The following is a 12,074-nucleotide window of genomic DNA, read 5'->3' as shown; positions in this document are numbered from 1 at the left end:
AATCTGAACGGGTAGGGCTGAATAATGAAACGACTGATCATTGGTATTTCCGGCGCCAGTGGCGCGATATACGGCGTGCGATTGTTGCAAGTGCTGCAACCTTTGGCCGATGTGGAAACCCATTTGGTGATCAGTCCGGCTGCGCGTCAGACGTTATCGCTGGAAACGGATTACAGCCTGCGTGATGTGCAAGCACTGGCTGATGTGGTGCATGACGTGCGTGATATCGCGGCCAGCATCTCATCCGGTTCCTTCAAGACACTCGGTATGGTGATTTTACCCTGTTCAATGAAAACCCTTTCCGGCATCGTGCACAGCTACAGTGATAGTTTGCTGACGCGCGCCGCCGATGTGGTGCTGAAGGAGCAGCGTAAACTGGTCCTGTGCGTGCGCGAAACGCCGCTGCATCTTGGGCATTTACGCATGATGACCACTGCCGCGGAATTGGGCGCACTGATCATGCCACCGGTGCCCGCTTTTTATCACCGCCCACAAAAAATTGAAGATCTGGTCGATCAAACCGTCAATCGCGTCATCGATCAATTCGATATTGAGCTGCCGCAAGACCTGTTTACCCGTTGGCATGGCGCATAATGGTGCAATTTTGCACTAACTGTGTGCAATTTCGCGTGCCCGATCACTCTTCGTGCATCTTGTGCACCAAAAGTTAACAATGTCGCTTTTTCTTCCTCACGCCGCTGTTATATTTCCCTCACAAACTAAGTGCTTGCGCCCCTAAAGGGCGCGGTATTTAGTGCGCCGGAGCACGCTTTCGCCGTTTTGCATAACTGGCATGAAACCTGCAAATCATTCAGCGCAAACACACATCACGACCATATAACAATAAGCACTTCACTTGAGGGTTACCTATGAAAAAGCGAGTTCTGGCTCTTTCCCTGATGCTGGCCATGTCCAGCGCTGCGAGCGTGTTCGCTGCGGTACCAAAAACGCTGCGCATCGGGACAGACCCGACATACCCGCCGTTTGAATCCAAGAATGCACAAGGCCAGTTAGTCGGCTTTGACATCGATCTGGCGAACGAAATCTGTAAGCGTATCGAGACCAAATGTACTTATGTGGAAAGTGATTTTGATGCGCTGATCCCGTCGCTGAAGGCGAAGAAGATCGACGCTATCATCTCTTCTCTCTCCATCACCGAGAAACGTCAGGAAGAGATCGCCTTCTCTGAAAAACTTTACGCTGCCAATGCGCGTTTAGTGGCGAAGAAAGGTTCCAGCCTGCAACCGACCATTGAATCGCTGAAAGGTAAAAATATCGGTCTGCTGCAGGGCACCACTCAGGAAACCTACGCGAACGAAAACTGGCGTCCTAAGGGTGTCACCGTGACGCCATACGCCAACCAGGATCTGGTGTATCAGGATCTGGATGCAGGTCGTATCGATGCGGCTTTCCAGGATGAAGTGCAGGCGAGTGAAGGCTTCCTGAAACAGCCGGTTGGCAAAAACTATGCGTTTGCGGGTCCTGCGGTTAAAGATGACAAAATCTTTGGTGTGGGCACAGGTATGGGCTTACGCAAAGATGATGCCGACCTGAAAGCGGCCATCGATAAAGCGTTTGATGCCATGCGTAAAGATGGCACTTACGACAAGATTGCGAAGAAGTACTTTGATTTCAACGTATACGGCGATTAATTGTCCTGTTTTCTGACCTTGATGATTGATTTGCAGCAGGGTTGGTCATAACTATTCACTCCGGGCGCTTACTTATGTAAACTCCCGGGGTTCATACGCTTGCCGCCATCTACCCTGTGATTCAAATCCTGGTCAGGACTGTCCGTTAGTTGGGCAGCGTTTGTTATTTTCCCTCACGACAGGATCGAACCCATGCTGTATGGCTATTCTGAAGTAATCCTAAAAGGCACCCTGGTGACCCTTGAGCTGGCACTCAGCTCGGTGGTGCTCGCCTTAGTGCTTGGCTTAATGGGCGCTGGCGCCAAACTCTCTCGCAGTCGCCTGTTGGTGATGATTGCTGAAGGCTACACCACCTTAATCCGCGGTGTGCCCGATCTGGTTTTGATGTTGCTGATCTTCTACGGTCTGCAAATCGCCCTCAATACGGTCACTGATGCGCTGGGCATGGCGCAGTTTGATATCGATCCGATGGTGGCCGGTATCATCACACTTGGCTTCATCTATGGTGCCTATTTCACCGAAACTTTCCGTGGTGCTTTCCTCGCTGTGCCAAAAGGGCAGATTGAAGCGGCTACCGCTTTCGGTTTCACCGGTTCGCAAACTTTCCGTCGTATTTTGTTCCCGGCGATGATGCGTTTTGCGTTACCAGGCATTGGTAATAACTGGCAGGTGATTCTCAAAGCCACGGCGCTGGTCTCGCTGCTGGGGCTGGAAGACGTGGTGAAAGCCACGCAGCTGGCGGGTAAAAGTACCTGGCAGCCGTTCTACTTCGCGATCGTCGCGGGGGTGATTTATCTGGTGTTTACCACGCTGTCGAACGGCGTGCTGTGGTGGCTTGAACGCCGCTACACGGTGGGTGTGAAAAGGGCAGAGCTATGATCGATATCATTCAGGAGTATTGGAAACAGCTGCTCTGGACCGATGGTTACCGTTTTACCGGCGTCGCCATTACGTTGTGGTTGTTGATTCTTTCCGTGGTGATCGGCGGTTGCATGGCGGTGTTGCTGGCGATTGCGCGTGTATCGCCGAATCGTTATATCTCAACGCCCGTCTGGCTGTTCACCTATGTGTTCCGCGGTACGCCGCTGTATGTCCAGCTGCTGGTTTTCTATTCCGGCATGTATACGCTGGAAGTGGTGAAAGGATCGGAGCTGCTGAATGCCTTCTTCCGCAGCGGCCTGAACTGTACGCTGCTGGCCTTTACGCTGAACACCTGCGCTTACACCACCGAAATTTTTGCCGGTGCCATTCGCGCCGTTCCCCATGGCGAAATTGAAGCAGCACGCGCCTACGGTTTCTCCCCGTTTAAAATGTATCGCTGCATCATTCTGCCGTCGGCGCTGCGTACCGCGCTGCCAGCCTACAGTAATGAAGTGATCCTAATGCTGCACTCCACCGCGCTGGCATTTACTGCCACGGTGCCGGATCTGTTGAAAATCGCGCGTGATATTAACTCGGCGACCTACCAGCCGTTTACCGCGTTTGGCATCGCTGCGGTGCTGTATCTGATTATCTCTTACGTGCTGATTAGCCTGTTCCGCAAGGCGGAACGCCGCTTCCTGGCGCACGTGAAACCTTCTTCATCGCATTGAGTATCACTATGGCTGACAACAAATTAAGCGTTACCGAACTGCACAAGCGTTACGGTGAACATGAAGTTTTGAAAGGCGTATCACTGCAGGCGAACGCCGGCGATGTGATCAGCATTATTGGCTCGTCCGGTTCCGGGAAAAGTACCTTCTTACGCTGCATTAACTTCCTCGAAAAGCCGAGCGAAGGCACCATTTCGGTCAACAACGAGCAAATCAATCTGGTGCGTGATACCGATGGACAGCTGAAAGTGTCCAACAAAGAGCAGCTGCGTTCACTGCGCACTCGTCTGACCATGGTGTTCCAGCACTTCAATCTGTGGAGCCACATGACAGTGCTGGACAACGTCACCGAAGCGCCAATCCAGGTACTGGGGCTGAGCAAAGCCGAAGCGCGTGAGCGTGCGATTAAATATCTGGATAAAGTCGGCATTGATGAGCGTGCGCGCGCTAAATATCCGGTGCATCTTTCCGGCGGTCAGCAGCAGCGTGTGTCCATTGCCCGCGCCCTGGCGATGGAGCCGGAAGTGCTGCTGTTTGATGAACCGACTTCTGCGCTCGATCCCGAGTTAGTTGGCGAAGTGCTGCGCATCATGCAGAAACTGGCTGAAGAGGGTAAAACCATGGTGGTGGTGACGCACGAGATGGAGTTTGCTCGTCATGTTTCCAATCACGTGATTTTCCTGCATCAGGGCAAGATTGAAGAGCAGGGCTCGCCAGATGAACTTTTCGGCAACCCGAAAAGCCCGCGCTTGCAGCAATTCCTGTCGGGATCGCTGAAGTAATTGACCAGGTCGCCATCAATGGCGACCCTACTAATGTAGGGTGCGCAGTATGCGCACCTGGCCAATCGCCGCACGGGCGAGATGAGGCATCGGTGCGTACCTGGCCAATAATCGCACGGGCGAGATGAAGCATCGGTGCGTACCTGGCCGATAACCGCATGGACGAGATGAGGCATCGATGCGCACCTGGCTGATAACCGCACGGACGAGATGAGGCATCAATGCACATCTGATCCATGACCGTACGGACGAGATGAGGCAATGGTGCGCGTACGGTTACTCTCGCATTAACTTCAACGCCGTATCTTCATCGGTTACCAGTCCCGATACCCAGCCACCCTGCAACGCAGCCCGAATCGCCGGGTACTTCCGCTCACTGCCGGAAAAACCAATAATCTTGCGCTGTGTCTGGCTCTCCAGCAATACGCTGGTCAGTAGCTCATCGGTTTCGCCCCACACGCGCTCACCTTGCTGATTGAAAAAATGGCCGAGCATTTCGCCCACCACGCCGCGTGCATTCAGTGCCTCAACCTGCGCATCGGTAATAAATCCTTCGGCATTTAGCGGACAGCCCGGCATCACTTCCCCAATACCAACAAAGGCCACGTCCGCCTGCAATGCGCGATCGGTGACGCGCTGATACACCTGATGCTGCACCCACATCGCTTTATCCTGTGGCGTATCAGCGTAGAGCGGCGCAGGAATGAAGTAATACTTGCCCTGCATCTTTTCGGCCATTTTCAATGGCACATCGTAGCGGGTACCGGAATCATCGCGTGCAATCGCCCCAATCATCGAAACGCACTGATGCTGCGGGCGGTCCACCCACGGCAATGCATCGATCATTGAGCGTAGCGTCTTGCCTGAACCAATGCCGAACACCTGCGGCGTTTCCTCATTGATAAACTGTGACATCACCGCCGCGCCTTCTACCGCCAGCATTTGTTGAATGGCGTCATCATTCAGATTGGCCGATGGCACCACGCGGCACAGATCCAGACCAAATTTCTCCTGCACCTCGCGCGCCAGCTGCAAACAGTGTGTGACGGGATGATCGATTTTTACGCTCACCATGCCCATCTCACGTGCGCTGGAGACCAGGCGCTGCGCGACCTGACGTGATAATCCCAATGCCTGCGCAATCTCCTGCTGTGTTACGCCTGCAACGTAATACATCCACGCGGCACGTGCGGCCAGCTCCTGCTTTTTCTCTTCTCTGCTCATCACGCTGTTCCGTCAAAATCGATGCGTCATCTTAGCGCGTGTTTTACGAAAAGCACTAACTGAGCAAAAGCCCTAAAAAAGAGCAAAAGTATTATTTGTGATAAGGCTCGCAGAAAGAACCTCTCCACGCGCACTATGCTACTGGCTATCGGGCAAATGCCCTTATTTGTGGCAAATGTTTAATTGAGGCGATTATGACCAATCAATCAGTGTGGATGCACATCGGCGCGGGATCATTTCATCGGGCACATCAGGCGTGGTATCTGCATAAACTGCGCGAGCAGGGAGACGAAAGCTGGAGCATTGCGCTCGGCAATATTCGCAATGACGCTGTACCGCTGCTCAATCAGTTAGCGGCGCAGAACGGCGAATATGTGCTGGAAACCGTGACGCCTGAAGGTGAGCGCGACTATGAAACTATCACTTCGCTGCGCAAAATCTTGCCGTGGGACAGTGAAATCAGCGCGCTGGTTGAGCAGGGGGCCAATGCGGAAACTCGTGTAATTGGCTTTACCGTGACTGAAGCGGGTTACTACCTGACGCCTGAATTCACCCTGGATCTTAACCAGGCAGACGTGAAGGCCGACCTGAGCGGCGATATCCGCACTATTTATGGCGCACTCAGCCGCATCCTGACGCAGCGTGTTGTGCAGGGCGGCGCGCCAGTCACACTGCTGAACTGTGACAACCTGCGCCATAACGGCGAGCGTTTCCGTGAGGGGTTCCTCGCCTTCCTTGCGGCCAAAGGCGATACCGCGCTGGCAGATTGGGTGCGCACACAGACCACTTCACCGAATACCATGGTCGATCGCATCACACCGCGCCCTACGCCGGATGTGGCGGAGCGCGTGCAAGCCGCAACCGGCAAACAGGATCGCGCAGCGGTGATGGCGGAGTCCTTTATTCAGTGGGTGATTGAGGATGACTTTATTGCCGGGCGTCCGGCGCTGGAAAAGGTCGGCGTTGAGCTGGTGGAATCGGTGCTGCCGTGGGAAGAGGCGAAAATCCGCATCCTCAATGCGACGCATGCCGCGATTGCCTGGGCGGGCACGCTGATTGGCTTGAACTATATCGATGACAGCACACGTCATCCGGCGATTTATCAACTGGCGCATGACTACGTCACTCAGGATGTCATTCCCTCCCTGTCGCCCAGCCCGCTTGATTTAGCCGATTACCGCGACGTAGTGCTGGCCCGCTTTAGCAACCCATACATCAAAGACACCAATCAGCGCGTGGGCGCTGATGGCCTGTCCAAAATTCCCGGCATGGTGACGCCAACCCTGCAAGAGTGCTACCAGCGCGGCGCGCAGCCCACCGCAACGGCGGTGATTCCTGCGCTGTTCTTCCTGTTTATGCAGCGCTGGGCCAATGACGATCTGCCGTATTCCTATCAGGATGGCGCGCTACAGGCCGATGCGCTGCGTAAACAATTCGCCAGTGCTGACCCGCTGGCGTCCTTCCTGAGTGACAGCGCACTGTTTGCGGAACTGGCCAACGACAAGGCGTTTCATGCGCTGGTGACGCGTCGTGTTGAGGGTTTGCAGCAGTGGCTGAAACAGCCAGAACTGGCGGCGGTGTAATCATGTATCTCGGCATCGATATCGGCACCTCAGAACTTAAAGCGCTGATCGTTAATACAGACGGCGAGATTGTGGCGTCTCAGCACGCCACGCTGGCTGTGCAGCGCCCACATCCTCACTGGGCAGAACAGGATCCCGAACGCTGGTGGCAAGCCTGCACCGAGGTGCTGGCGGGATTGCGTCATCAATCCCCTGATGCGTGGGCCGAGATTCGCGCTATCGGCTTATCCGGTCAGATGCATGGCGCTGTGCTGTTGGATGCGGACGGCAAGGTGTTGCGTCCATGCATTTTGTGGAACGACACACGCAGTGCGCCGCAGTGTGATGTGCTGCGTAAATGCTATCCGCAGATGATGGCGATCAGCGGCAACATGATCATGCCCGGCTTTACCGCGCCGAAACTGCGCTGGGTGGCTGAACATGAGCCAGCGATCTTCAGCCGCATCGATAAGGTCTTACTGCCAAAAGATTACCTGCGCTGGCGCCTTACCGGGCGCTTTGTCAGTGAGCCTTCCGATGCTGCCGGTACGCTGTGGCTGGATGTGGCGCAGCGTGACTGGTCTGATGAACTGTTGTCTATTACCGGACTGACGCGCGCGCAGATGCCTGAGCTGGTAGAAGGCAGCGCGGTGAGTGGCCGCTTGCAACCGGCACTCGCGAGCGAATGGGGCTTATCCACTTCGGTGACGGTGGCCGGTGGTGGCGGTGACAATGCTGCTTCAGCGGTTGGCGTGGGTGCAGTGAATCCGGGCGATGCCTTTATCTCATTGGGCACGTCCGGTGTGATCTTCGTGGTGAACGATCGCTTACAGGCCGATCCTCAGTCCGGTGTGCATGCCTTCTGCCATGCGCTACCGGGCCGCTGGCATCAGATGAGTGTGATGCTCAGCGCCGCCAGTTGTCTGCGCTGGCTTTGCAATCTGCTGTCGGTAAGCGAAAGCCAACTGATGGAGGAGATGGCACAGCTCAATGATGAACAACTGCGCCGCGCACCGGTTTTCCTGCCTTACCTGTCAGGTGAGCGCACACCGCATAACGATCCTGACGCCTCCGGTTCTTTCTTCAATCTACGCCACGAAACGCCGCGTGCCTTGCTGGGCTATGCGGTGATTGAAGGTGTGGCATTTGGGCTGGCGGATGGGTTAGCCGTGCTCGGGGACGCCCAGCATCACATTCAACAATGTAGCCTGACCGGCGGCGGTGCGCGTAGCACGCTGTGGGCACAGCTGATTGCCGATGTGCTGCAACTGCCTATCGTCACCCATCCGGCCAGCGCATCCGGTGCGCTGGGCGCCGCGCGTTTAGCGTGGCTGGCGGATGGCGGTCTTGAGCATGAGGTGTGTCTGAAACCGGCGGTACAGGCGCGCTACCAACCGGACGTGACGCGCGGTGCGGTGCTGCAACAGCGGCTGCGTCTGTTCCGCGAACTCTACATCCAACAACAACAGGTGCGCAGCTTGCTGCCTGCATAACGGCTTACCGAACAGAAGGTGATGGTGATGCAATCGAACGAATACTGGTTTGGCTTACCGAAAAAGATGTTCTGGGGCTTCCTCGCTATCGCGATTTTCATGGCGGGTGATGGCTTCGAAATGGCGTTTCTGTCGCGCCATATCACCGACATGGGCTTTACGCCTGCGCAATCTGCGGTGGTGTTTACCTTTTATGGTTTAGCGGCGGCGCTGGCGGCCTGGGCGTCTGGCGTGGTGGCTGAGCTGATCACCCCGCAGCGCGCGATGATGATTGGCTTTGTGCTGTGGATCGTGATGCATGCACTGTTTATGTCGCTGGGGCTTGGCCTGCGCAACTACCCGCTGATGGTGCTGTTCTACGGCATCCGCGGGCTGGCTTATCCGCTGTTTATCTACTCGTTCATGATGATGCTGGTGCAGGTCTTGCCACGTGAAAAACTGGCAGCAGCAACCGGCTGGTTCTGGGCAATGTATTCCGTCGGCATCGGCGTGGTCGGCAGCTATTTGCCAAGCCTGACCATCCCGATGCTGGGAGAAACCGGGACACTGTGGCTGGCGATTATCTGGGTGGCCTGTGGCGGTATTCTGGCGTACTTCAGCTTGCGCAACGTGCCGGTGGATCGCTCACGTGTGAATTTGCCGATGCGTGACAAAATGACCGAGATGTCGCGGGCCGTGACCATCCTGTTCACCAATCAGCATGTGTTTTATGCCTGCCTGATTCGCATCATCAACACGCTGTCGCTGTTTGGTTTTGCCATCATCATGCCACTGCTGTTTGTCGATCGTCTCGGCTTCACCATCTCTGAATGGCTGCAGATCTGGGCGGTGTTCTTCTTTGTCACCATTTTCACCAACATCTTCTGGGGCATTACCGGTGAGAAGCTAGGCTGGATCCGTCAGGTACGCTGGTTCGGTTGTTTGGGGATGGCGATCTCCAGCCTGATGTTTTACTACCTGCCGCTGTATGCCGGTCACAACTTCTGGGTGGCGCTGATTCCGGCAGTGATGCTGGGGATCTTTGTGGCGGCATTTGTACCGATGACGGCAGTATTTCCGACGCTGGAGCCGCATCACAAAGGTGCCGCCGTCTCGATCTATAACCTGTCGGCGGGCCTGAGCAATTTCGTGGCTCCGGCTATCGCCTCAGTGATGTTGCCGTTCTTTGATATTGTCGGGGTGGTATGGGCTTACACCGCGCTGTACGTATTTGCGGGGGTGCTGACCTTTATCATTCGCGTGCCGCAGCCGGGACACACGCGTGAAGAGAGGGCGGTGAAATCGCGAGTAGCGGAACAACGCAGCTAAGCGAAAAAACGGCGGCTCAGGGCCGCCGTCTGTTTATCAGACCACATCCTGCAGCGCTTCCTGCAAATCATACCAACGGAAGCCAAAACCCGACTCCTCCAGCCGTTTCGGCAAAACATGCTGCCCACCCAGCACCAGCACGGCGGATTCTCCCATCATCAACTTAATCGCGCTGGCTGGGGTGCGCATAAACGCCGGTCGATGCATCACGTGGCCGAGTGTGGCGGCGAACTGCTCATTGCGCACCGCATAAGGCGCAACCATATTGAACGGTCCGTTCAGGTGGTTATTGTCGATCAGCCAGATGATGGCGTTAACCAGATCGTCAATGTGAATCCACGGCAGATACTGCTTACCGCTGCCAATGGGGCCGCCGACACCCAGCTTGAACGGCAGCTTCATTTTCGCCAATGCGCCGCCTTCCTCGGCTAACACTACGCCAGTACGTAACAGGCACACGCGGGTGCGATCGCTCTGTGCGTTAAGCGCCAGTTGCTCCCAGCGTGCGCATAGAGCATGGGTAAACTCATCGTGACCAGGATCATCTTCTGTTAATACCAGATCGCCGGTATCACCATAAAAACCGGTCGCGGATCCGGAAATTAAAAAATGCGGTGGATTGCTGCTGGCGTGGATCAACGAAACGATTTGTTCGGTAATCTGCCAGCGACTTTCACACAGCCGCTGTTTCTGTTGTTCGGTCCAGCGTTTATCGGCGATCGGCTCGCCTGCCAGATTAATCACGCCATCAATACCGTCGAGATCGGTTTGCTGATTGATACCGGACCACAGCGAAACGCGAGGATCCAGTTTGTCCCGTGCCGCCGCGACATCTCGGGTGACGACATTCACCTGATGTCCGAGCAACAGCAGACGCGGTATCAAATGGCGGCCTATCAAACCTGTGCCACCGGTAATAAGCAGGTGCATGCTGAGCCTCCTTGTAATTTATTTTCTGCTCAGACTGATCATAGAAGAGAAGCGCGCGGATAGCGTGACAGCGCTTACGCTAATGAAGAAAAAGGGAAAGTTTGTGTTGGCCTTAAGGTCAAAGATCCGACCAGCACACCATTGCCTTAACAAATAAAAATCGGTAAATAGAAAGCACACCTGATGCTTATTGAGGCAGCCGATGAACTATCCATCCATCACCTTGTGGTCCGATGCATCCTTTTTTAGCCCTTACGCTATGTCGGTCTACGTTGCACTCACCGAGAAGGGCATTCCCTTCACCCTGAAACGCGTGGACTTAGCGCAAAACGCACAGCTTGATGATGACTATCGCGCGCTGTCGCTCACCTGCCGCGTGCCCACGCTGCAAATTGATGATCTGGTGCTCAATGAATCTTCAGCGATTGCTGAATACCTTGAAGAGCGTTTTCCGGCCCCTGAATTTGAGCGTCTCTATCCGCGCGATCGTGAAAAGCGTGCGCATGCGCGTGAAGTGCAGGCGTGGTTGCGCAGTGATTTAATGGCGCTGCGTGCTGAACGCCCGACGGAAGTGCTGTTTGCCGGCGAGCGCTTTGCGCCATTAACTCCGGCAGGCGAGCAGGCGGCCAGCAAGTTGATCGCGGCAGTTCAGCGCCTGCTACCGGATGGACATCAAAACCTGTTTGGTGAATGGTCGATTGCCGACACCGATTTGGCGGTGATGATTAACCGCCTGGCACTGCATGGCGACACGTTACCGGTGAAATTGCAGCATTACGCCGAGTTTCAGTGGCAACGCGCGTCAGTGCAATTGTGGCTGGCCGAATCAGGCAAATCGCGCTAAGCACGAAGAGCCTTGCGGAGGCGAAAAGAACGCTTTACCTTACCGCTCATTCTAATAAGGCATCGCAAACAGGCGCGTGCTGGGCACGCCGAAAACAGAAAAGGGTTACGGATGGTGGATCAAACGGCAGATAGCGGTATCGAGTGGGTTGATATCGTTAGTGAAGAGAACGAAGTCATTGCGCAGGCCAGCCGTGCGCAGATGCGTGCGCAGAATTTGCGTCATCGTGCGACCTACATCGTGGTGCATGATGGTATGGGCAAAATTCTGGTGCAGCGTCGTACTGAAATCAAAGACTTCATGCCGGGTATGCTCGATGCGACCGCCGGTGGCGTGGTACAGAGTGGTGAGGACCTGCTGGAATCTGCACGCCGTGAAGCGGAAGAAGAATTAGGGATCGCCGCAGTGCCGTTTGCCGAACATGGTAAATTCTACTTCGAAGATGAGCACTGCCGCGTCTGGGGCGGATTGTTTAGCTGTGTGTCACATGGCCCATTCGCCATGCAGGAAGAAGAAGTGGATGAAGTGTTCTGGATGACGCCAGAAGAGATCACTGCACGCTGCGATGAATTCACCGACGACTCGCTCAAAGCCGTATCACTGTGGCTGAGCCGCAACAGCGATGCCGCGCGTCGCAAGCAGAGCAGCGAATCCTGATTCCCGCTACGTTCGAACAAGGCGCCCAAC

The 12,074-nt window shown here is 55.2% G+C and carries 12 protein-coding genes; 10 read left to right on the top strand and 2 right to left on the bottom strand.

Going from position 1 to position 12,074, the window contains the following annotated elements; genetic code table 11:
• The first annotated feature begins 24 nt into the window (after window positions 1–24).
• The 5 genes from VH86_RS00230 (at window position 25) to hisP (ending at window position 4,026) form a co-directional block, all read left to right on the top strand.
• Window positions 25–594 carry a UbiX family flavin prenyltransferase gene (locus VH86_RS00230; RefSeq protein WP_038645698.1) on the top strand — a complete coding sequence of 190 codons (570 nt, stop codon included), beginning with the start codon at window positions 25–27 and terminating at the stop codon, window positions 592–594.
• Between the two features lie 275 nt (window positions 595–869).
• The gene (gene argT / locus VH86_RS00225) at window positions 870–1,652 is read left to right on the top strand and encodes a lysine/arginine/ornithine ABC transporter substrate-binding protein ArgT (RefSeq protein ID WP_034825110.1); all 783 of its coding nucleotides are present in this window, start codon (window positions 870–872) and stop codon (window positions 1,650–1,652) included.
• Window positions 1,653–1,844: 192 nt separating this feature from the next.
• Window positions 1,845–2,531, top strand: a complete 687-nt coding sequence (locus VH86_RS00220; RefSeq protein ID WP_038645701.1) for a histidine ABC transporter permease HisQ — start codon at window positions 1,845–1,847, stop codon at window positions 2,529–2,531.
• Window positions 2,528–3,244 carry an ABC transporter permease gene (locus VH86_RS00215; protein WP_034825106.1) on the top strand — a complete coding sequence of 239 codons (717 nt, stop codon included), beginning with the start codon at window positions 2,528–2,530 and terminating at the stop codon, window positions 3,242–3,244. The genes VH86_RS00220 and VH86_RS00215 overlap by 4 nt, the downstream gene beginning before the upstream one ends.
• An 8-nt stretch (window positions 3,245–3,252) precedes the next feature.
• Entirely contained in the window at window positions 3,253–4,026 is a 774-nt protein-coding gene (gene hisP, locus VH86_RS00210) for a histidine ABC transporter ATP-binding protein HisP (protein WP_038645703.1), read from the top strand.
• Window positions 4,027–4,302: 276 nt separating this feature from the next.
• On the opposite strand, the gene VH86_RS00205 is transcribed toward hisP, so the two are convergent.
• Window positions 4,303–5,250 carry a sugar-binding transcriptional regulator gene (locus VH86_RS00205; RefSeq protein ID WP_045831540.1) on the bottom strand — a complete coding sequence of 316 codons (948 nt, stop codon included), beginning with the start codon at window positions 5,248–5,250 and terminating at the stop codon, window positions 4,303–4,305.
• A gap of 194 nt (window positions 5,251–5,444) precedes the next feature.
• Here VH86_RS00205 and dalD point away from each other — a divergent pair, with 194 nt between their 5' ends.
• From dalD to VH86_RS00190, 3 genes are read left to right on the top strand one after another with little or no spacing between them, the layout of a single operon-like run.
• Window positions 5,445–6,833 carry a D-arabinitol 4-dehydrogenase gene (gene dalD / locus VH86_RS00200; RefSeq protein WP_045831539.1) on the top strand — a complete coding sequence of 463 codons (1,389 nt, stop codon included), beginning with the start codon at window positions 5,445–5,447 and terminating at the stop codon, window positions 6,831–6,833.
• A 2-nt stretch (window positions 6,834–6,835) separates the two neighbouring features.
• Window positions 6,836–8,305: a xylulokinase gene (gene xylB, locus VH86_RS00195; protein ID WP_038645710.1), complete on the top strand. Its 1,470-nt coding sequence runs from the start codon at window positions 6,836–6,838 to the stop codon at window positions 8,303–8,305.
• A gap of 27 nt (window positions 8,306–8,332) precedes the next feature.
• Entirely contained in the window at window positions 8,333–9,613 is a 1,281-nt protein-coding gene (locus VH86_RS00190) for an MFS transporter (RefSeq protein WP_038645712.1), read from the top strand.
• Between the two features lie 36 nt (window positions 9,614–9,649).
• Here VH86_RS00190 and VH86_RS00185 read toward each other — a convergent pair whose 3' ends face one another.
• Window positions 9,650–10,543: a TIGR01777 family oxidoreductase gene (locus VH86_RS00185; protein ID WP_038645715.1), complete on the bottom strand. Its 894-nt coding sequence runs from the start codon at window positions 10,541–10,543 to the stop codon at window positions 9,650–9,652.
• A gap of 202 nt (window positions 10,544–10,745) precedes the next feature.
• Here VH86_RS00185 and yfcF point away from each other — a divergent pair, with 202 nt between their 5' ends.
• The gene (yfcF, locus tag VH86_RS00180) at window positions 10,746–11,387 is read left to right on the top strand and encodes a glutathione transferase (RefSeq protein WP_045831538.1); all 642 of its coding nucleotides are present in this window, start codon (window positions 10,746–10,748) and stop codon (window positions 11,385–11,387) included.
• Between the two features lie 111 nt (window positions 11,388–11,498).
• The gene (yfcD, locus tag VH86_RS00175) at window positions 11,499–12,044 is read left to right on the top strand and encodes an NUDIX hydrolase YfcD (RefSeq protein WP_038645719.1); all 546 of its coding nucleotides are present in this window, start codon (window positions 11,499–11,501) and stop codon (window positions 12,042–12,044) included.
• Window positions 12,045–12,074 lie beyond the last annotated feature (30 nt).

Source organism: Pantoea sp. BL1 (assembly GCF_000963985.1).
Lineage (GTDB): Bacteria > Pseudomonadota > Gammaproteobacteria > Enterobacterales > Enterobacteriaceae > Pantoea > Pantoea rwandensis_B.
The sequence above is the reverse complement of the archived record's forward strand: the minus strand, read 5'-3'. Positions and strand labels throughout refer to the sequence as shown.